The sequence below is a fragment of the Streptomyces gottesmaniae genome, assembly GCF_031845845.1.
GTDB classification, from domain to species: Bacteria; Actinomycetota; Actinomycetes; order Streptomycetales; family Streptomycetaceae; genus Streptomyces; species Streptomyces akebiae.
In genome coordinates this window covers 136958-156150 of sequence record NZ_JAVRFJ010000003.1, presented here as the reverse complement: position 1 = coordinate 156150, position 19193 = coordinate 136958, and the positions used below count along the sequence as shown (strand labels likewise).

The 19193-nt window shown below is 71.7% G+C and carries 25 protein-coding genes; 5 read left to right on the top strand and 20 right to left on the bottom strand.

Annotated features, from left to right (window positions below):
* Window positions 1–2: 2 nt before the first annotated feature.
* Together RM704_RS04910 and RM704_RS04905 are read right to left on the bottom strand one after the other, a co-directional pair.
* Window positions 3–770, bottom strand: a complete 768-nt coding sequence (locus tag RM704_RS04910; RefSeq protein ID WP_052146259.1) for a response regulator transcription factor — start codon at window positions 768–770, stop codon at window positions 3–5.
* A complete protein-coding gene (locus tag RM704_RS04905; protein ID WP_033529786.1) occupies window positions 767–1573 on the bottom strand; it encodes a sensor histidine kinase in 807 nt (268 codons plus the stop codon). The genes RM704_RS04910 and RM704_RS04905 overlap by 4 nt, the downstream gene beginning before the upstream one ends.
* 162 nt (window positions 1574–1735) lie before the next feature.
* Between RM704_RS04905 and RM704_RS04900 the strand changes: the two genes are divergently transcribed.
* From RM704_RS04900 to RM704_RS04890, 3 genes are all read left to right on the top strand, one after another.
* Window positions 1736–3229: a bifunctional phosphatase PAP2/diacylglycerol kinase family protein gene (locus RM704_RS04900; RefSeq protein WP_033529787.1), complete on the top strand. Its 1494-nt coding sequence runs from the start codon at window positions 1736–1738 to the stop codon at window positions 3227–3229.
* A 125-nt stretch (window positions 3230–3354) separates the two neighbouring features.
* Complete coding sequence (locus RM704_RS04895; protein ID WP_033529788.1) at window positions 3355–4176, top strand: class I SAM-dependent methyltransferase; 822 nt, start codon at window positions 3355–3357, stop codon at window positions 4174–4176.
* Between the two features lie 43 nt (window positions 4177–4219).
* Window positions 4220–4390, top strand: coding sequence for a hypothetical protein (locus RM704_RS04890; RefSeq protein WP_033529789.1), 171 nt, complete (start codon window positions 4220–4222; stop codon window positions 4388–4390).
* Window positions 4391–4392: 2 nt separating this feature from the next.
* Here RM704_RS04890 and RM704_RS04885 read toward each other — a convergent pair whose 3' ends face one another.
* From RM704_RS04885 to RM704_RS04825, 13 genes are read right to left on the bottom strand one after another with little or no spacing between them, the layout of a single operon-like run.
* Window positions 4393–4674: a gas vesicle protein K gene (locus RM704_RS04885; protein ID WP_033529790.1), complete on the bottom strand. Its 282-nt coding sequence runs from the start codon at window positions 4672–4674 to the stop codon at window positions 4393–4395.
* Window positions 4671–4859 carry a gas vesicle protein gene (locus RM704_RS04880; RefSeq protein WP_033529791.1) on the bottom strand — a complete coding sequence of 63 codons (189 nt, stop codon included), beginning with the start codon at window positions 4857–4859 and terminating at the stop codon, window positions 4671–4673. Before RM704_RS04880 ends, RM704_RS04885 begins: the two co-directional genes overlap by 4 nt.
* Window positions 4856–5698, bottom strand: coding sequence for a GvpL/GvpF family gas vesicle protein (locus RM704_RS04875; protein ID WP_311589677.1), 843 nt, complete (start codon window positions 5696–5698; stop codon window positions 4856–4858). The genes RM704_RS04880 and RM704_RS04875 overlap by 4 nt, the downstream gene beginning before the upstream one ends.
* Window positions 5695–6060, bottom strand: coding sequence for a gas vesicle protein (locus RM704_RS04870; RefSeq protein WP_033529792.1), 366 nt, complete (start codon window positions 6058–6060; stop codon window positions 5695–5697). The genes RM704_RS04875 and RM704_RS04870 overlap by 4 nt, the downstream gene beginning before the upstream one ends.
* Window positions 6057–7307, bottom strand: a complete 1251-nt coding sequence (locus tag RM704_RS04865) for an SRPBCC family protein (protein WP_033529793.1) — start codon at window positions 7305–7307, stop codon at window positions 6057–6059. The genes RM704_RS04870 and RM704_RS04865 overlap by 4 nt, the downstream gene beginning before the upstream one ends.
* Complete coding sequence (locus RM704_RS04860) at window positions 7300–7878, bottom strand: hypothetical protein (RefSeq protein ID WP_033529794.1); 579 nt, start codon at window positions 7876–7878, stop codon at window positions 7300–7302. The genes RM704_RS04865 and RM704_RS04860 overlap by 8 nt, the downstream gene beginning before the upstream one ends.
* On the bottom strand, window positions 7875–8138 hold the full coding sequence (locus RM704_RS04855; protein ID WP_033529795.1) for a gas vesicle protein GvpG: 264 nt from the start codon (window positions 8136–8138) through the stop codon (window positions 7875–7877). The genes RM704_RS04860 and RM704_RS04855 overlap by 4 nt, the downstream gene beginning before the upstream one ends.
* A 28-nt stretch (window positions 8139–8166) precedes the next feature.
* Window positions 8167–8916 (bottom strand): GvpL/GvpF family gas vesicle protein, encoded by a 750-nt coding sequence (locus RM704_RS04850; RefSeq protein ID WP_033529796.1) that lies wholly within the window; start codon window positions 8914–8916, stop codon window positions 8167–8169.
* The gene (locus tag RM704_RS04845; protein WP_033529797.1) at window positions 8913–9338 is read right to left on the bottom strand and encodes a gas vesicle structural protein GvpA; all 426 of its coding nucleotides are present in this window, start codon (window positions 9336–9338) and stop codon (window positions 8913–8915) included. The genes RM704_RS04850 and RM704_RS04845 overlap by 4 nt, the downstream gene beginning before the upstream one ends.
* Before the next feature lie 45 nt (window positions 9339–9383).
* Window positions 9384–9758 (bottom strand): gas vesicle protein GvpO, encoded by a 375-nt coding sequence (locus tag RM704_RS04840; RefSeq protein WP_078937292.1) that lies wholly within the window; start codon window positions 9756–9758, stop codon window positions 9384–9386.
* 52 nt (window positions 9759–9810) lie between these two features.
* On the bottom strand, window positions 9811–10737 hold the full coding sequence (gene ligD, locus RM704_RS04835) for a non-homologous end-joining DNA ligase (protein ID WP_033529799.1): 927 nt from the start codon (window positions 10735–10737) through the stop codon (window positions 9811–9813).
* 36 nt (window positions 10738–10773) lie between these two features.
* Window positions 10774–12621 (bottom strand): transketolase, encoded by a 1848-nt coding sequence (locus RM704_RS04830; protein ID WP_033529800.1) that lies wholly within the window; start codon window positions 12619–12621, stop codon window positions 10774–10776.
* On the bottom strand, window positions 12618–14054 hold the full coding sequence (locus tag RM704_RS04825; protein WP_107072373.1) for an NAD(P)/FAD-dependent oxidoreductase: 1437 nt from the start codon (window positions 14052–14054) through the stop codon (window positions 12618–12620). Before RM704_RS04825 ends, RM704_RS04830 begins: the two co-directional genes overlap by 4 nt.
* 169 nt (window positions 14055–14223) lie before the next feature.
* On the opposite strand from RM704_RS04825, the gene RM704_RS04820 reads away from it, so the two are divergent.
* Complete coding sequence (locus tag RM704_RS04820) at window positions 14224–15189, top strand: LLM class F420-dependent oxidoreductase (protein WP_033529801.1); 966 nt, start codon at window positions 14224–14226, stop codon at window positions 15187–15189.
* 240 nt (window positions 15190–15429) lie between these two features.
* On the opposite strand, the gene RM704_RS04815 is transcribed toward RM704_RS04820, so the two are convergent.
* The gene (locus RM704_RS04815; protein WP_311589664.1) at window positions 15430–15924 is read right to left on the bottom strand and encodes a phage holin family protein; all 495 of its coding nucleotides are present in this window, start codon (window positions 15922–15924) and stop codon (window positions 15430–15432) included.
* A 77-nt stretch (window positions 15925–16001) separates the two neighbouring features.
* Here RM704_RS04815 and RM704_RS04810 point away from each other — a divergent pair, with 77 nt between their 5' ends.
* The gene (locus tag RM704_RS04810; RefSeq protein WP_033529802.1) at window positions 16002–16355 is read left to right on the top strand and encodes a VOC family protein; all 354 of its coding nucleotides are present in this window, start codon (window positions 16002–16004) and stop codon (window positions 16353–16355) included.
* 3 nt (window positions 16356–16358) lie between these two features.
* Here the strand turns inward: RM704_RS04810 and RM704_RS04805 are convergent, their stop codons facing one another.
* The 4 genes from RM704_RS04805 to RM704_RS04790 all read right to left on the bottom strand — a co-directional run bounded on the left by RM704_RS04805 (window position 16359) and on the right by RM704_RS04790 (window position 19180).
* A complete protein-coding gene (locus tag RM704_RS04805; protein ID WP_033529803.1) occupies window positions 16359–17255 on the bottom strand; it encodes an arginase family protein in 897 nt (298 codons plus the stop codon).
* 46 nt (window positions 17256–17301) lie between these two features.
* Window positions 17302–17874 carry a GNAT family N-acetyltransferase gene (locus tag RM704_RS04800; protein ID WP_033530016.1) on the bottom strand — a complete coding sequence of 191 codons (573 nt, stop codon included), beginning with the start codon at window positions 17872–17874 and terminating at the stop codon, window positions 17302–17304.
* Between the two features lie 26 nt (window positions 17875–17900).
* A complete protein-coding gene (locus tag RM704_RS04795; protein WP_033529804.1) occupies window positions 17901–18149 on the bottom strand; it encodes a lipopolysaccharide assembly protein LapA domain-containing protein in 249 nt (82 codons plus the stop codon).
* A gap of 101 nt (window positions 18150–18250) precedes the next feature.
* Window positions 18251–19180, bottom strand: coding sequence for a S66 peptidase family protein (locus tag RM704_RS04790; protein WP_033529805.1), 930 nt, complete (start codon window positions 19178–19180; stop codon window positions 18251–18253).
* Window positions 19181–19193 lie beyond the last annotated feature (13 nt).

The following is a 19193-nucleotide window of genomic DNA, read 5'->3' as shown; positions in this document are numbered from 1 at the left end:
GGTCACCCCGCGGGCGGCCCGTCGGGTGCGGCGGTGGGGACGCCCTCCGCGTCCGTGTCGTCCGCGGGCAGATCCGGCATCAGATAGCCGACCCCGCGCAGCGTGCGGATGTACGCCGAGCCGCCCGGCACCCCGGCCAGCCGCGAGCGCAGCCGGTACACCGTGGACTTGACCACGTCCCGGCCGCCCAGCAGGTCCGAGGTGCCCCACACCTCCCGGAGCAGTTCCTGCCAGGACTGCGGCGCGCCCCGCCGGGACGCGAGATGGGTCAGCAGTTTGAACTCCGTGAACGGCAGGTCGAGCCGGTGGTGGCCGAGGCTCGCCGACTGCGCCACCGGGTCGATCACCAGCCGGCCCACGCGCAGCGCGGCGCCGCTGCCCCGGCGGTGCCGTCGTACCAGGGCCTCGGCGCGCAGGGCCACCTCACGCGGGTGGAACGGCTTGGTCACGTAGTCGTCCGCGCCGTGCTCCAGACCGGCGATCACGTCCTCGTGGCGGGACAGCGCGGTGAGCAGCATGACCGGTGCGTCCGAGCGGGCCCGGATCCGCCCGCACAGGGTGAGCCCGTCCATCGCCGGCATCATCACGTCCAGGACGACCAGGTCGACGGCGCGGGTGCGCAACAGATTGAGGGCGGTCGCCCCGTCGTGCGCGGTGAGCACCGTGAAGCCCTGCGTCTGCAGGGCGAACTCGATGATGATCGTCATCTGCGGCTCGTCGTCGACCACCAGCACGGTGGGCCCCGCCGCCGTCCTCGTCTCCACCGTCATGACGCGTCCGGCAGGGTCAGCAGGAACGTCGTCCCCCGGGACGACGCGGTGTGCACCATGATCTCGCCTCCGTGCAGTTCCACCACCGTCTTCGTGATCACGAGGCCGAGGCCGGTCCCGTCGGCGAGGGGGCGCCCGGTCGCGAAGCGGTGGAACAGCCGGTGCCGTTCGTCCCGTGTCATCCCGGCGCCGTCGTCGGTGACGTACACGGCGACACCGGTGTCGATCAGCGCGACCCGGACGTCGATGCTGCCGCCCGTGGTGGTGAACCGGCTGGCGTTCGACAGCAGGTTCGTCAGCGCCTGTGTCAGGAGCATCGGGTCCGCCGGGATCCTCGGCATCACCTGCGGCACGTCCAGACCGACCCGCTGCCCGCGCTGGGCGCACAGCGGTCGCATCGCGGTCACGACGTCGCGCACCACCACCGACACGTCCACCTTCTCCATCCGCGGGGTGAAGAGACCGGCCTCGATCTTCGCCTGGATCAGCAGGCTCTCGCACAGGCTGATGACCTGCGTGGACTGGTGGTCGGCGACCTGCAACAGCCGCTCCTGCGCCGCCGTCAGCGGGCCCGGCGTCCTCTCGCGCAGCAGGTCCACCGAGCCCTTGATCATGCTGAGCGGTGTGCGCAGCTCATGGCTGAGCGCGGTCACCTGTTCCGCCCGTCGCTCCACGAGCCGCTCCAGCTGTCGCAGTTCCGCGATCCGGGCCGCGGCGGCCCCTCTCATCCGCAGGAACGTCGACAGGGCGGCCGCGGCCGCGCCACCGAGCGCGGCCACCGACAACCACCAGACGGCGACCATGGCCCGTCCTCCTCGAAACCGCCCTCACGCGCGGGGCGAGGGCGGTCCCGTGCATTCTGCACGGCCACCACCGGTACGACAATCAGTTCCCTACCCGACATATCAGGGACGGCTCCCACCCCGCCCGACACGCTTGCGACGTCATGGGGTACCCGTGGACACATGACCCCAGACGTCGACCTCACCGTCCGCCCCCCGGGCCACCACATCCTCCGCGACCGTTTCCTCGCCGCCGACAGCCGTCTCTTCAACGCGGTGGCGACGCGCGACTGGCCGGGTGCCCATCCCCTCCTGCCGAAGCTGAGCCGCGCCGCGAACCACGGGGTGCTGTGGTTCGCCACGGCGGCGGCGATCGCGGCGACCCGGAGCCCGAGGGCCCGCAAGGCGGCCGTCCGGGGCGTCGCCTCGCTCGCACTCGCCTCGGCGACCATCAACACCCTCGGCAAGCGTTCGATCCGCCGCCCCCGTCCGGTCCTGGACAATGTGCCGCTGACCCGTCAGCTGAAGCGGCAGCCGATCACCACGTCGTTCCCGTCGGGCCACTCCGCCTCCGCCGCCGCCTTCGCCGCCGGGGTCGCCCTGGAGTCGCGCGGCTGGGGCGCCGCGGTCGCCCCGCTGGCCGCCGCCGTGGCGCTGTCCCGGGTGTACACGGGCGTGCACTTCCCGAGCGACGTCCTGGTGGGCGCCGCCCTGGGTGTGGGCGCCGCCTACGCCGTACGGGGCATCGTGCCGACCCGCGACCAACTGCCACCGCCCGGCCGCCCCTACGTGGACGCGCCCGCGCTGCCGGACGGCGACGGGCTGGTCGTGGTCGCCAACCGGGCCTCCGGCACGTCGGACCGGGTGCGCGCCCTGCGGGACGTACTGCCCGGGGCCGAGACAGTGGAGTGCGAGCCGGAGGACATGCGCGCCGAACTGGAGAAGGCCGCCGCCCATGCCCGGGTGCTCGGCGTGTGCGGCGGCGACGGCACGGTGAACGCCGCCGCCGAGGTGGCCCTGCGTCACGGTCTTCCCCTCGCCGTACTCCCCGGCGGCACGCTCAACCACTTCGCGTACGACCTCGGTGTGGAGGACGTACGCGACCTGGGCCGCGCGGTGCGCCAGGGCGAGGCCGTCCGGGTGGACCTCGGGCACTTCAGCACCGGCGACACCGAGGGCCACTTCCTCAACACGTTCAGCCTCGGCGTCTACCCCGAGCTGGTCCGGGAGCGCGAGCGCTGGGAGAAGATGGTCGGCGGCTGGCCGGCGGGTGTCTTCGCGGCCCTGCGGGTCCTGCGTTCCGACCGGCATCCGCTCCAGGCCACCTTCGAGGGCCGGCCCCGGCCGATCTGGCTGCTCTTCGCGGGCAACGGCACCTATCACCGGCTGGGCTTCGCCCCCGCCCGGCGCTTCGACCTGGCCGACGGGCTGCTGGACGTCCGTGTCGTGCACGGCGGCCGCCGCCCGGCCCTACGGCTGCTGGCCGCGGCCGCCGCGGGCCCGCTGACCAGGACCCCGGTCCACGCGGCGGTCCGTGTGCGGCGGCTCCGGGTGGACGGCATCGCACCGGGCACCCTCCTCGCGTACGACGGCGAAGTCACCGAGGTGCAGGGCGATCTGACGCTCCGGAAGATCCCGGAGGCGCTGACGGTGTACCGGCCCGTGCCGATGCGCTGACCCAACCCGCCGCCCCACGCGGCTGCGTCCACAATTCAAGACGGCGGTCTCATCATTCGACATGGTCGCGTACGGTTCGAGGACGAACCCGCGGTTGTCGCGGTCCTCGTGGAAGGGGAACGGCCATGCCGAAGGCACAGGAGACCGCCGTCTACACGCACGGGCACCACGAGTCGGTGCTGCGCTCGCACACCTGGCGCACCGCCGCCAACTCGGCGGCCTACCTCCTCGGTTCACTGAAGCCCCCCATGAAAGTCCTGGACATCGGCTGCGGGCCGGGCACCATCACCGCCGACCTGGCCGCCCTCGTCCCGGACGGCCACGTCACCGGCGTCGACCACGCGCCCGGCATCCTGGACCAGGCACGGGCCACGGCCGCCGAACGCGGCCTGGAGAACGTGGACTTCGCCGTCGCGGACGTCCACGCCCTGGACTTCCCGGACGCCACCTTCGACGTGGTCCACGCGCACCAGGTGCTCCAGCACGTCGGCGACCCGGTGCAGGCGCTGCGCGAGATGCGCCGGGTGACCAGGCCCGGCGGGATCGTCGCCGCCCGTGACTCCGACTACGCCGCGATGACCTGGTTCCCGGAGTCGGCGGGCCTGGACGACTGGCTCGACCTGTACCGCCGGGTGGCCCGCGCCAACGGCGGTGAGCCCGACGCGGGACGCCGGCTGAAGTCCTGGGCGCTGCGTGCCGGGCTCACCGACATCACGGCCACCTCCGCCACCTGGACCTACGCCACAGCCCAGGAGCGGGCCTGGTGGAGCGGCCTGTGGGCGGACCGGACGGTCGCCTCCTCCTACGCCGAGCGGGCCACCGAGGGTGGTCACGCCACGGCCGGGCACCTGCGGGCGATCGCGGAGTCCTGGCGGGAATGGGGACGGCAGGAGGACGGCTGGTTCGCCGTACTGCACGGAGAAATTCTGTGCCGCAAGGCGGCCTGAACGCGGGAATTCTGGAAACACGGACCATCAGGAGGTTCGCATAATGGTTCCCATCCTTTTGGTCCTGCTTCTGGTGCTGATTCTCTTCGGCGCCGGATTCGCGGTCAAGGTTCTCTGGTACATCGCATTGGCCGTCCTGGTGCTGTGGCTCCTCGGCTTCCTGGTGCGCGGCACGTCCGCCTCCGGAGGAAGGAGCCGCTGGTACAGGTGGTGACGTCACTCCCGCGGTAGCAACGGTCCGAGCGGCCCGAGGTCCAGATTCAGGTCCTCGGGCCGCAGGCCGTAGCGCTCACGCAGCTCGGTCATGCGGTCGTCCAGCAGCATCAGCGTGAGCCCGATGCGCTCCTCCTGGTCCTCCGAGAGCTCTCCGGTGTCGAAGCGGCGCAGCGCCTGCCGCTCCATGAGCTGACGGAGCAGCTCGACCACGGTCAGGACCAGTTTGACCAGGTCCCTCTCGACCGTGTCGGGCTCCAGTTCGAGACGGTTCCGGCCGGTCACTCGATACCTCCCCAAGGTGACGGGACCTGTGCGTTCACGGAGCTGATCAGCGCGTTCAGATCGATACGGACGAGGTCGACGTCCGCGATGCGCAGGGTGAGGTCCCCGGTGATGACGACCCCGCCGGCCAGCAGCCGGTCGAGGAGATCGACGAGGGCGACCTCACGACGTTCGATCACGGTCACCGGCCGTCCACCCCGCCCTCTGCGGCGCCTGTCGCGGCACCCCCGCTTTCTCCGTCCTCTCCGCCTTCCCCGATTCCTCCGCCTTCTCCGCCTTCTCCACTGAAGGAATAGGCGGCCCACGGTCCGGTGAGTTCCACTCGCAATCCCGGTTCCTCGCCCTTGGTGCGGTCCACCAGTTCCACGAATTCCTCGGAATGGGCGCGCGGCACCAGATAGGCCGCGTTGAGCACATTGCGTCCGGGAACGCCGGAGAGGGCGGAATTCTGCGGCGCGTGCAGCCGGGTGTCCTCGGCGAATTCCGCGAGGGTCTCGTGCAACCGGCGGGCGAACCGGTCGGCGTTCTCCCACATCTCCTCGTGGGCCCTGTGGCTGCGCCTGCGCTGCCGCAGATAGTCACGCCCGCTGGAGACCTTCGCGGGCGCCTGCGACGGCTCCCGCTCCTCGGACTCGGCGTAGATCTTGACGCCCCACTCCACCCGGCCCGCGAGCCGGTCCAGGGTGCGCCGGAAGCCCTCCTCGCGGGCCTCCAGCATGACCCGCACGCCGCTGTCGTCGCGGAAGACGGTGCCGAGTCGCAGCGGCAGCGGCGTGGTGACGACGGTGAGGGCGTCGATCACGCTCTGGTGGGCCCGGGCCGTCTCGGTCAGCCAGTCCAGGTCCTCCAGGTGGGCACGGAGCGGTTGCTCCGCGAAGTCGCGCTCCGGCACCTCGCTGACCACGGCGATCAGGTCGTGGTGGCGCAGTTGCCGGGGCGGCGCCCCCGCGACGCCCTTGAGCTGGGACTGGAGCGCGGCGTCGAAGGGGCGACAGACGGCGTACACGTACCGCAGTCCGGTCATGAGGGCTCCTCTCTGGCGCGGCCGCGTTCGATGGCGGGCTCCGGCTCCCGCCGGAGCCCGCCGTCGTCCAGCTCCGCGAGCCGGGCGCGCAACTCGGCATTCTCACGGGAGAGTTCGTCACGGCGTGCGTTGGACGACAACGCCGGGTCGGTCTCCCACCAGTCGATCCCCATCTCCTTGGCCTTGTCGACGGAGGCGACGATCAGGCGCAACTTGATGGTGAGCAGTTCGATGTCGAGCAGGTTGATGCGGATGTCACCCGCGATCACCAGGCCCTTGTCGAGGACACGCTCCAGGATGTCGGCCAGGTTGGCACTCCCGTTCTGCCCGTACGGCTCGGGGACTCGGCTCGGGAACGTCATCGGCGACTCCCGCCGGCGGCGGCCCGCTCCTCTTCCTCATCCTCGTACGGTTCCTCGTCGATGTCCTCCCCGGCATCGCCCTGGGCCTCGGGAGCGTCCTCGTACTCGCCCTCCGGTACCTCGTCCGGGTCCTCCAGGTCGCCTTCCTCGTCCTCGTCGACGTACCCTTCGGCCTCTTCGTCCTCGTCGGAGTCCTCGGCCTCGTCCGCCTCGTCGGCGTCACGCGGCTCCTCGTCCGACTCGGCCTCGTCGGCGTCCTCGTCCTCCTCGTACTCGCCCTCGGCCTCGCCGTCCTCCGACGCCTCACCCTCGGGCAGCTCCTCCTGTTCCTCGTCCTCCCGCTCCTCCTCGGCGACGGCGTCCTCGTGGCTGACGGCGACCTCGCCGTCGCGGATCTCGCCGCGCCAGCCGTCCTCGGCCTCGCCCTTGAGGGTGATGAAGCGGGCGAAGTTCTTGAGGTCGAGCCGGGCCCGGCGGCCCTGGGCGCGCCAGATGTTGCCGGTCTTCTCGAAGAGGCCCTGCGGGTAGTACTCGATGACCAGCAGGACCCGGGTGAGGTCGTCGGCGAGGGAGTGGAAGGTGACCGCGCCCTTCGTGGTGCCCTTGGCGCCCTCCGACGTCCAGGCGATCCGCTGGTCGGGCACCTGTTCGGTGGTCTGCGCCTTCCAGCCGCGGCTGGACCAGAAGATCTTCATCTGCCAGTCGGAGTGGGTGTCGTCGGCCCGGTTGGCGCTCTTCACCCCCTTGGCGAAGGTGCTGAAGCTCTGGTACTGGGTCCACTGGTCGTACGCGGTCCGCACCGGCACCCCGACGTCGATGGACTCGATGATCACCGTGGGCTTGTTGCCCGAGCTTCCCTTGCGTTTGCCCTTGCCGCCGCCGAGCTTCTTGAACGCGCCGACCACGTTGTCCTTGGCACGGCCGGCGCCCACCTCCAGGGCGGTGCGCAGCGGCCCCTTGCCCTCGGCGAGCTTGCGGCCGCCGTCGAGGGCCAGCTTGGCGAAGCCGGGGCTGTTGCCGTCGGCGATGTCGTTGAGCTTGCCGGTCGTCTCGCCGAGTTTGCGGCCGGCGCCGACAAGCAGCCGCTGGGCCTGCGCGGCCACGTATTCCCGGGCCTCGGCCTTGAGATGGTCGACGGCCTCGCTGTGGGCGACGTCGGAGAGCGGATTGCTCTTCGTCGCGTCCTTCGCCCGGTCCGTCACCTCGCCGGTCGCGCGGCCGGTCGCTGTTCCAAGGGTCTCAGTCATCACCGCCGCCTCCCCTCGTCGTCCGTGACCGCGTGGCCTTGCGAGCAGCCTTCTTGGCCGGTGCGGTCCTCTTCGTCTGAGCCGCCTTCTTCGCCGGGGCGGTCTTCCTGGCGGCCGTCTTCTTGGCGGCGGCCTTCTTGGGCGGGGGCTTCTTCGCCGCCTGCCCGCGCGAGGACCGTCGCGACTCCTCGGGCCCGTCGTGGCCGGGCTCCGGCTCCTCCTCGTCCTCGTCGCGTCCGGACACGTCGGGCGTCACCCCGGCGAGTTGGTCGCGCACCTGCGAGGTACGCCCGTGCAGCCGGTCGGCGAGCCCTTCGATCTGCCGCTCGACCAGCGCCCCGGTGGCCGCCTTGCCCGCGCCGCGCAGGTCCTCGCGGAGCTGGTCCCCGAGCTCCTTGAACTGCGGGTTGTTCTGCAGCTGCTGTGACACCAGGTCCGCGAGCGCCCGTGGGCTGAGCTGCATCCGCTTGCCGGCCACCATGGTGCCGACGGCGAACGCGAGTTTCATCTTCTTGGTACGTCCGAGGACGTATCCGGCCCCTATCGCGAGGCCCAGTCCGATTCGATTCATTGTGTCGTCCCGTCGCCGGTTCCTGTGCTCCTCCGTGCGCTGATCTCCAGCCGCTCCAGGAGCTCGTCCTCCAGGCGGTCGAACTCGTCCTCATCGATCTCGCCCGCTTCGAGCCGCTGCTCGAGGCGGGCGAGATCGGCGCGGACGGCCGCCGGGTCGTAGTACTGGCGCTCGGCCTCGGTGACCACCTGTCTCACCGCCCAGAGGCTGCCGCGCACCGGTGCGAACGGCAGCAGCAGCACCTCGGTGATCAGTCCCATCACGTGCCTCCTCGGCCGTCACGCGCTGTCAGTGCGTCGTCTCGGCGGGCTGCGCGGGCCCTGGTTCGACGAAGCTGTACGGCGGCAGCGGCCCGTTCACCCGCACCTCGATGTGCGGATGGCTCTTGCGGACCTCCTCCACGGCGTCGAGGAAGACCGCGGCCGACTGCCGGTCCACGAGGAACGACAGATTGGCCAGCCAGCCGGTCGACTCGGGGCCCGCGCTGACGGCCTCGGCGGCGGGCTCCAGCGCCCGCTGCAACTCCGCCGCGTCGTCGGCCTCCCGGGCCTGCACGGCGGCGACGACCATCTCGCCGAGCCGCAGCCGGTCCTCGTAGGTACCGCCACCCGCCTGCCGGTTTGCCTCCGTCATGGCCCGCAGCTCGGGGTTCTCCCCCATCACGCGATGCAGCACGGCCTCTTCGTCGTGGCTGGCCTTCACGTTGTACTCGACCTTGCCGTCGAGGGCGCCGAGCCGTTCCGTGTAGTGCTCCGCGCGTTCGGCGAGCACCCCGGTGACGGACGCGTCGTCCGGAGCGACACTGCCGAAGCGCATGGGCAGCAGGGGGCCGCCCGCGCCCGCCTCGCTCAGGACGTTCTGGTGGGCGAGCAGATCCTTGCGCTTGGGGCGCAGCCCCTCGGGGGCCTCGCTGACGATCGCCGCCAGCTGCCCCTCCTTGAGGATGCGCACCGGGCGGGCCGGATCTCCCACACCGCCCATGCCCTCGGGGAGAGCGGGGTGCGAGCTCGCGGTGATGCCGTAGACGTACGTGCTCACTCCTGTTCCTCCCTCTTGCGCGAGCTCGTGGTCTTGCGGGCCCGCGGCCGCGACTCGGACTGACCCTCCTCGCGGGCCTGCTTGAAGGCGTCGGAGATCGTCTCGGCGGCGCCGGACAGCGCCCCCTTGGACTTGCCGCGCGCGCCGGACTCGGTGATCTCACCGACGAGGTCCGGCAGGCCGGGGTTCTTGCGCGGCCCGGCCTCCAGGTCGAGCCGGTTGCACGCCTCGGCGAAGCGCAGATAGGTGTCGACGCTGGCCACGACGACCCGGACGTCGATCTTCAGGATCTCGATGCCGACCAGGGAGACTCGCACGAAGGCGTCGATGACGAGCCCCCTGTCGAGAATGAGTTCCAGGACGTCGTACAGGCCGCTGCTGCCGCCTCCGCCGCCGGACTGCTGTGCCGGGACTACGGTCATGCCGGCTGATCCTCCTTGTCTGTGGGTGCTGGAGCGGGACGCGGCCTATCGGCCACCGGGGCGATGTGGGTCAGCCCTCCCGCGCTCGTAACGGCGGACGCGCCGGTAGCCGGTGAGCTCGCCCTCGGGGTCGAGTTCCACCCGGTAGCTCCCGAGCAGGCTCATCGTGTCGGGGACCCTGGCGATCTCCAGGACCTCGACCTCCAAGATCCAGCCGTCCTCGGTCTGTTCGAACGACGACACGGACTCGGGCGCCATGCCGGTCAGCTCCGCGAGCTGGGTCCGCGCATGACGCAGCACCTGCATGGGGCTGGGGCGCTCGTCCGTCGATGCCTGTGCCTCTTCGCTTTCGTCCGACTCGTCCGACTTGTGCGCCGTACGTGAATTCTGTGTTTTTGATGTATTCGATGTGTTCGACATGGCCACCTCGAACACCGAGTGGCCCCCCGGCCGTTGGCCAAACCTGTCGGTGTCAGCCGCGCCGCGCCGCGAGCCTGCGCCGCGCCGGGCCCAGCGCCCGGCCCCGGCGCATCGCCCCGGCCCAGGGATCGGTGCGGGCCTGGTCGACGGCGTCCGCCAGGGTCCAGCGGCGGGCGTCGACGGCCGGATCGTCGAGCTGGTCCCAGGTCAGGGGCGTGGCCACGGGCGCGCCGGGCCGGGCGCGCACGGTGTAGGGGGCGACGGCGGTCTGGGCGTAGGCGTTGCGCTGGATGTCGAGGTAGAGCCGGTCGCCCCGGTCCTTCTTTCGGGGCTCGACGGTGAGCCGTTCGGGATGGGCGCGGACGAGTTCCTCGGCGATCTCCCGGGCGAAACCGCGCACGGTGTCGAAGTCGTCGTGCCCGTTCAGCGGCACGACGACATGGACGCCCCGGGAACCGGTGGTCATCGGCACGGACGGCAGTTTCAGCTCGTCGAGCAGTTCCCGTACGTCCCGGGCCGCCTCCCGGACCTGCGCGAAGTCGTCCACGGCGGGATCGAGGTCGAGGACCAGCCGGTCGGGCCGGTCGACGTCGCCGGTCCGGGAGAGCCAGCGGTGCAGGGTGAGACAGGCCTGGTCGGCGAGGTAGACGAGGGTGGCCGCGTCGTCACAGACCGGGTGGACGACCGTGCCGCCCTCCTTGGGCACCTCGACGCGTTCGATCCACTCCGGGTAGTGCTCGGGGGTGTTCTTCTGCATGAACATGGGCCCGTCGAGCCCGTCGGGGTGCCGTTCCAGCATCAGCGGGCGTCCGCGCAGGTGGGGCAGCATGAAGGGGGCGACGGCACGGTGGTAGGCGACGAGATCGCCCTTGGTGTACTCCTTGCCGCCGCCCTCGCCGTCGGCGGGGAACAGCACCTTGTCCGGCCGGTGGATCTCGACGGTACGGCGGCCGACGCGCATCGTGTGCGTGTCCCCCATCGCCTGCTCCTTCCGGATCGCGATCGTTCAGAACGTTCAGGGCGTGATCGCGTGCTCCACCAGCAGCCGTCCGGCCACCGTGATCGCCTCCGCGTCGATGCCCGCTTCGCGCAGCTGCTCCTCGGGGGAGGCCGAGCCCGGCATCGTACGGACGGCGAGGCGCACCAGGCGGGGCACCGGGCGGCCGTCGAGGAAGGCGTCGAGGACCGCGTCGCCGAGGCCGCCCTCCTCGTGGTGGTCCTCGACGGTGAGGATGCAGCCGGTGCGTTCGGCGGCCTCGCGCAGGGTGCGGCGGTCGACGGGCTTGACCGAGTAGAGGTCGATCACCCGGACCTGGATGCCCTCGCGGTCCAGCGCGTCGGCGGCCTTGAGGGCCTCGTGGACGGTGACCCCGGCCGCGACGACCGTCAGCCGGTCGGTGTCCGAGGCCCGCAGCACCTTGCTGCCACCGACCGGGAACTCCTCGGTCGGGCTGTAGAGGACGGGCGACCCGCCCCTGGACGTCCGGAGGTAGCGGACGCCTTCGAGGCCGGCCATGGTGCCGACGAGCTTGGCGGTCTGGTTGGCGTCGCAGGGGTAGAGCACGGTGGAGCCGTGCACCGAGCGCATCATCGCCAGGTCCTCCAGGCCCATCTGCGAGGGCCCGTCCTGGCCGATGGCGACACCCGCGTGGGAGCCGACGAGATTGATGCCGGACCCGCTGATCGACGCCATGCGGATGAAGTCGTGGGCGCGGGTGAGGAACGCCGCGAACGTGGCGGCGTACGGCACCCAGCCGCGTGCCGCGAGGCCGACCGAGGCGGCGACGAGCTGCTGTTCGGCGATGTAGCACTCGAAGTAGCGGTCGGGATGCTCCTTGGCGAAGTACTCGGAGCGGGTGGAGTCGCCGACCTCGCCGTCGAGGGCGACGACGTCGCCGCGCGCGGAGCCGAGCGCGGCGAGGGCCTGCCCGTAGGCGTCCCGGGTGGCGGTCTGCTCACCGAGCTCGTAGCGCGGCAGTTCCAGGTGCCCGGTGCGTACGGCGTGCAGCATCCTGGCGGCGGGCGGCTGCCGGACCTCGACACGGAGGTCGCGCACGCCGCCGAGTTCCGCGATCGACTCGTCGGCGTCCTTGAGCGGCTTGCCGTGCAGGCCCTCGCGGTCCTGGACGGCCTCGACACCCTTGCCCTTGAGGGTGCGGGCGAGGATCACGGTGGGCTGGCCCTTGGTGGACTCGGCCTCGCCGTAGGCGCGGTCGACGGCGTCCACGTCGTGTCCGTCGATCTCGATCGTGTGCCAGCCGAAGGCGGCGAAGCGGCGGGCGTAGGCGTCCAGGTCGTGTCCGTGCCGGGTGGGCCCGCGCTGGCCGAGCCGGTTGACGTCGACGATCGCCGTCAGATTGTCCAGATGCTCGTAGGCGGCGTGCTCGGCGGCCTCCCACACCGAGCCCTCGGCGAGCTCGCTGTCGCCGCACAGCACCCACACCCGGTAGCCGGTGCGGTCCAGCCGCTTCCCGGCCAGTGCGATGCCGACGCCGACGGGCAGTCCCTGGCCGAGCGACCCGGTGGCCGTCTCCACCCACGGCAGCCGCCGCGGCGTGGGGTGCCCCTCGAGCCGGCTGCCCAGCTTCCGGAACGTCATCAGCTCGGTCTCGCTGATCGCGCCCACCGCCTTGTACGCGGAGTACATCAGGGGGGAGGCGTGTCCCTTGGACAGCACGAAGCGGTCGTTGCCGGGGTGCTGGGGGCGTTCGAAGTCGTACCGCAGATGTCCCGCGAGCAGCACCGCCATCAGCTCGGCGGCGGACATGGACGACGTCGGATGCCCGGACCCGGCGGCGTCCGACGCGCGCACGCTGTCGACCCGCAACTGCTGGGCCAGCTCGGTCAGTTGACGGCTGTTCATGACTCTCCTCCCGAACCCTCGACGGGCTCGTGCGGGTCTTCGGACGGGCCGCGCTCCCGGCCCGGTGACGTGGTCGGCGACTTCTCCGCGTCCGCCTTCGTCTTCGCCTTCTCCTTCACCTTCTCCGGCGCGCCCGGCATCCGGGCCAGCTCCGGTGACGCCGTGTCCAGGGGGACCGACCAGGACCGTACGAGGCCCAACTGGACGCCCTGGCGGGGAAGTACGGCGTCGAGGAGCCAGTCGGCGGCGACCCGGACGCGGTTGCCGGGCATGGCGGCCAGGTGGTAGCCGCGCGTGACGGCTCCGGCGACCGGCCCGGACAGCGGTACGCCGAGCGGGTTGGCGGCGGCCTTGACTCCGCCGAGGTCCACGACGAAGCCGAGGTCGCTGTGGCGGTAGGGCTCGGGCGCGCCCCGGCCGAGGGAGGCGGCGACGTTGTACGCGGCCACCTTGCCCTGCCGCCAGGCGTGTTGGGCGGTCATCGGGGTGTACTGGCCGGGCTTGGTGAGATCGGGTACGGCGGCCGCGTCGCCGCAGGCGAACACGTCGGGCCGGCCCGGCACCTGGAGCGTGGGCTCGACGAGGAGCCGGCCGCGTTCCATCGGCAGCCCCAGCGACTCGGCGAGCGGATCGGGCCGTACGCCCACGCACCACACCAGGGTGCGGGTGTCGACGAACTCCCCGTCGCTCAGCAGTACTCCGTTCGGTGTGGCCTCCTTCACCGAGGTCCCCATCCGCACGTCGACACCGCGCTGGCGCAGCACCTTGTCGGCGGTCCGCGACAGCCGCTCGTCCATCTCGGGCAGCACCCGTTCCGCGATGTCGAGCAGTATCCAGCGCGGCCGCATGCCCTCCCGCAGCGGTTGTTTCCGTACCAGCGCGTCCGTGAACAGCTGCCCGTGGGCGGCGACCTCGGTCCCGGTGTATCCGGCGCCGACCACGACGAACGTGCACCGCGCGTCGCAGCTCTTGGGGTCCTCGCTGCCGGCGGCCAGCTCGACCTGCCGGGTCACGTGGTCCCTGAGGTACAGCGCCTCGGGCAGCCCCCTGAAGCCGTGGGCGTGCTCGGCGACGCCCGGGATGGGCAGCAGCTTGTTGACGCTGCCGGCGGCGAGCACCAGCCGGTCGTAGGTGAGGGTGCCGACGCCGCCCTCGGGGTCCGCGTAGCGCACGGTGCGCGCGTCGAGGTCGATGTCGTCGGCCTCCCCCAGCACCAACCGCACATGGGGCAGGGTGCCGGTGAGGGAGACGGTGACCCGGCGTGGTTCCAGGATGCCGGCGGCGACCTGGGGCAGCAGGGGGAGATACAGGAAGTAGTCGGTCGGGTTCAGCAGGGTGATGTCGGCCTTGTTGCGGGTCAGCCGCGCGAGTGTGCGGGCCGTCCGGTAGCCGGCGAAGCCGGCACCGACGATCACGATGCGGGGTCGACTCACGGTTCGCCTCCGGCGGGGTCGCGTGCGTACGAACCTTCCGCGTCCCCCTGGCCGACGTGCCCAAACCGGCGGGCCATCCGACGGTGAGCGGGTTTCCGCCGTGATCGGCGGGTACTCGGACCGCGTTCCGGCCCCGCCCCGTTCGCACCCGTCGCGGAGGTAACCCCCCATGCCCGAGTACGGATACTTCCTGGCGACCGAGGAGTTCGGTCCCGCCGAGCTGATCGAGCAGGCGAGGATGGCCGAGCAGGCCGGATTCGACTGTCTGTGGATCTCGGACCACTTCCACCCGTGGAACGACGCCCAGGGCCAGAGCCCGTTCGTGTGGTCGGTGATCGGCGCGCTCTCCGAGGCCGTGTCGTTGCCGATCGAGACGGCAGTGACCTGTCCGACCGTCCGGATCCACCCGGCGGTGGTCGCCCAGGCCGCGGCGACGAGTTCGGTGATGACCGGCGGTCGTTTCCGGCTCGGCATCGGCTCGGGCGAGGCGCTCAACGAGCATGTCCTCGGCACCCGTTGGCCTCCGGCGGACGTCCGTCTGGAGATGCTGGAGGAGTCGGTCCAGGTGATGCGGCGCCTGTTCACGGGCGAGGAGGTCACCCACCGCGGCACGCACTACACGGTGGAGAACGCCCGCCTCTACACGCTTCCCGAAGCGCCGGTCCCCATCGACATCTCCGGCTTCGGTCCCAAGGCCACCTCCCTCGCGGCCCGCGTCGGCGACGGTTTCATCACCATGAGCCCCGACGAGGAACTGGTGACCCAGTACCGCAAGGGCGGCGGGGGCACGAACCCCGTCAGCGGCGGTACGAAGGTGTGCTGGGGCCCCGACCGGGACGCCGCCGTCCGGCTCGTCCGCCATCTGTGGTCGAGCCAGCTGCTGCCCGGCGAGATGGGGCAGATCCTGCCCACGCCCCGCCACTTCGAGCAGTTGGAGCCGCTGGTCACCGAGCAGATGGTCGGCGAGAACACGGTCTGCGGCGACGACGTCGACGAGCACGTCGCGGAGCTGACCGCCTTCGCCGACGCGGGCTTCGACCGCGTCTACGTCAGCCAGATCGGCCCCGACCAGCGCGGCTTCTTCGACTTCTACCGCACGAAGGTGCTGCCGCAGCTCCAGCAGGGTCCCCGCTGACCCGCACCGCCCCCGAGTTCTCGGCCCAGATGGTGTTTCCCTCTCCCCATCGTCTGGGCCGAGTGCACGTGCCCCGCCCGGACCACCGAGCGCGGGCACACCGGAGCGGGGCCCGGACGTCCTTGCCGTCCGGGCCCCGCTCCCTCTGCGCTTCCTCTGCCTCTTCTCCGTCCTGCTCTGCCTCTTCTCTGTTTCTCTGTCCTGCGTCCTCTGTCTCCGTCGTCTGCTGCGCTCGGCCCGTCATCGGCCCCGCTGGTGCGGGTCCTCGGGGTCGACGCCGGCCGGGGGCGGGGCACCGGTCGCGCCGCCGGGTGCGACGGGCGGCACCGGCGGATATCCGGCCGGCCCCGTGCCACCCGGGGGCATCCCGGGTGCCGTGCCGCCGACGACCCGGTCACGGCCCGCGGGGAGTTCGCCCTCGTGCTCGGCCGTCGGCCGCGACGCCGAGGGACGCGCCGCGCTCCTCAGCACATACGCCGCCACACCGAGCACCACGGCCGTGATGAGCGCGGCGGCCCAGTCCGGCAGGCCCAACGACAGAGCCAGCCCGAGGGCCAGCGCGAGCGCGGCACCCGCGTACAGGGCGAGCGCCCCGGACGCGGCGTACAGCGCGGCCTTGCGGCGCTGCTTGCGGGTCTGCTGCCGCAGCTCGTCGCGGATGGTCTCGCGGGCCACCAGCGCCAGCTCGTCGACCAGGTGCTTGTCCAGATGTTCGAGATGATCCAAGCGGTCCATTGCGCCCGAGTACCCGTGCACCGTGTCCCCGTAACGCGGCATGCGCCGGGGGCACGTCCCCAACTAGGCTCTTCCCCATGGAGATTCTCGGCACCACGCTCCGCATCTGCGTCGACGACCTGGAAGCCGCGGTCCCGTTCTACGAGAGACTCTCGGGCGGACCGGCGATGCGCTTCGAACGCGGTGGCGTCCAAGTGGCCGCCGTCGGCTGCTTCCTGTTGATGAGCGGACCGGAGTCGGAACTGGAGGTCCTGCGGAAGGTCGCCGCGACCATCGCCGTCGAGGACGTCGACGAGGCGAACCGCGTCCTCACCGACTCCGGCGCCCACGTGCTGGCCGGCCCCATCCCCACCCCCGTCGGCCGCAACCTGATCGCGGTCCACCCCGACGGCTCGGTCTACGAGTACGCGGACCGCCGGACGACCGCGTGAGGTTCAGGGGACGAACGCGTCCACGACGAGGTCCGTGAGCAGCGCGCCCGCCGTGCCGTCGGGGTCCAGATCCGGGTCGTAGATGGTGACGTTGAGGCCCACGCAGTGCGGTGAGCGGACCAACGGGCGCAGCAGTGCGAGCAGTTCGTCGGGGAGGAGCCCGTCGGGGTCGGGGCTGTCGACGGCGGGCATGACGGACGGGTCGAGGACATCGGCGTCCAGGTGGACCCAGAAACCGGCCAGTTCGGGCGTCTCGAAGCTCAGCGCGGTGACCTGGGCGAGATCGTCCGCGCCCCAGGTGCGCAGCTCGCCGACGGTGACGACGGGGATCTTCAGGGCGGCCAGCTCGGCGCGCTCGTCCTCGAACTGGTCCCGGATGCCGAAGAGGCGTATGTCCTCGTCCCGCAGGTAGGGCCGCAGCCCCTCCAGATCGGTCAGGTCCCGCTGTCCCCGCCCGGTGGCGAGCGCCAGTTCCTCGCCGCCGGCCGCCCCGACCCGGTCGGAGTTCCCCGGATGGCGGAAGTCGGCGGAGGCGTCGACGGCGACCAGCCCGTACCGCCCGATCCGCCGCAGCGCGAGCGAGGCGCCGAGCTGGATCGAACAGTCCCCGCCCAGGACGACGGGCAGCTCACCGGCCCGGACGTGCCGCTCGATCCGGTCGGCGAGCCTGCGGGTGTACGAGGCGATCGCGCCGGCGTTGAAGACGCCGTCGCCCTCCTGCCAGTCGCCCCGGTCGTAGCGCGGCGGCACCACCACCCCGCCCTCCAGCGCGCCGAGCCGCCGGACGATGCCCTGTTCCCGCAGGGCGCCGGCGAGCTTGTGGCAGCCGGGCACGGTCCCCGGGGCGGGCGGCCGCAGGCCGAGGTTGGAGGGGGCGTCCACGACGACGATGTTCCGCATGGGTCCCATCCTGCGCGACGGGGCTGCACGCCGGGACGGGAACGGATCATTCCGGCAGACGGCTCCCGCCCGGGACCGGGCGCTTCATCTCCGTGGTGAGCGCCCACCGCTGATGGTCCCGCCAGGCCCCGTCGATGAACAGGAAGTCCGGCGAGAACCCCTCCAGCCGGAACCCGCACCGCCGGGCGAGCGCGATGGAGGCGGCGTTGCCGGGCTGCACGTTGATCTCCAGGCGGTGCAGCCCCATGAAGGTGAACGCATATTCGACGACCAGTGCGAGCCCCTCCCCCATCAGACCGCGCCCGGCGGCATGGGCGAAGGCCCCGTAGCCGAGGGCGCCGCTCTGGAAGCCGCCCTCCACGATGTTGTTGATGTTGATGAAGCCGGCGATGCCTCCGCCGTCCTTCTCGCACACCAGGAACCCGGCCTTGGTCGGATCCTCGATGAGCCGTCCCGCGTACGCGGCATAGGCCGCGGGTGTGGCCGGGGGGAACAGCCACGGCCGGTGCAGCTCCCGGCTCTCCCGCACCCGGGCGACGAACTCGGGCCCGTCCTCGGGGGTGAACCGCCGGACCGCGACGCGGGGGCCTTCGATGAGGTGATGAACGTTCTCGGACACCCCGCCACGGTACGTCGGAGCGGGTGTCACCTGCGCCGTCTCATGAAGAACGCCCCGCACACCGCTCCGACCAGCCCCGTCCCGAGGAGCGCCAGCCACAGGGGCATGGAGACCTCGGAGACCAGCAGCTGGATGTCGGTGCTCTGGGTGTTCTGGAAGACGAAGACGAGCGCGAGGACGGCGAGCAGGCCCACGACGACCCTGCCGGGAGTCAGTGTGTGGCTCCATCGCTTCCGCCCGTGCGTCCCGACTCGTTCCGATGTCTTCGGGCTCATGCCTCCAGGATGACGCGAGCGACCGGGACGCGCCTGGTGGGAGGCGTCCCGGAAAGCCGGGCGGTCGGCCCGCGGGCCGCTGGTGGCTCGGGGAGGGGCCGTCAGATCAGCGCCGGCTCGTCCAGCGTCAGCGTCCCCGCCCGGGCGTCCAGCTCCGCCGTCACCCCGAAGGGGATCGTCAGCGCTCCTTCCCCGTGCCCGAATCCGAACTCCTCCACCACCGGCACCCCGAGCCCGCCGACCCGGTCGACGAGCAGCGCCCGCACCTTCTCGTACGGGTCGCACTCCGCCCAGGAGCCGAGGACGATGCCGGCGACCCCGTCCAGCCAGCCCGCGCGCAGGAGCTGGGTGAGGTAGCGGTCGAGGCGGTAGGTCTCCTCGCCCACGTCCTCCAGGCAGAGCAGGGCGCCCCGGGCGGAGGGCCGGGCGTGGGGGTTGCCCAGCTCGGCGGCGAGCAGACAGAGGCAACCACCGAGCAGAACCCCCCGCGCGCGACCCGGTACGAGGGCGGTGCTTCCCTCGGCGGCCCGGATCGTGCGTACCGTCTCGGGGGAGAACAGCGTGGCGCGCAGATGCTCCTGGGCCCGGACATTCTTGAGGAAGTCGACGCCCGCGGCCATGGGCCCGTGCAGGGTGACCAGTCCGGCCCGGGTGGCGAACGCCTCGTGCAGGGCGGTGATGTCACTGAACCCGACCAGTGTCTTGGGGCCCGCCGCCCGTATCGCGTCCCAGTCGAGCAGGTCGACCATCCGCTGGACGCCGTAGCCGCCGCGGGCGCACAGCACGGCGGACACGGAGGGGTCGCACCAGGCGCTCTGGAAGTCGGCGGCACGGTCGGCGTCCGTGCCCGCGAGATAGGGGAACTCGGAGTGCCGGTCCAGCGTGTGGGGTGCGACGACGGGATCGAGGTCCCAGCCGCGCAGCAGGTCCAGTCCGGCGCTGAGCCGTTCCTCGGCCACCGGTCCGCTGGGCGCGACGACGGCCACCCGGGCGCCGGGGACGAGGCGAGCGGGTCTGGTCAGTTGGGTCACGGGTGTCACTGGT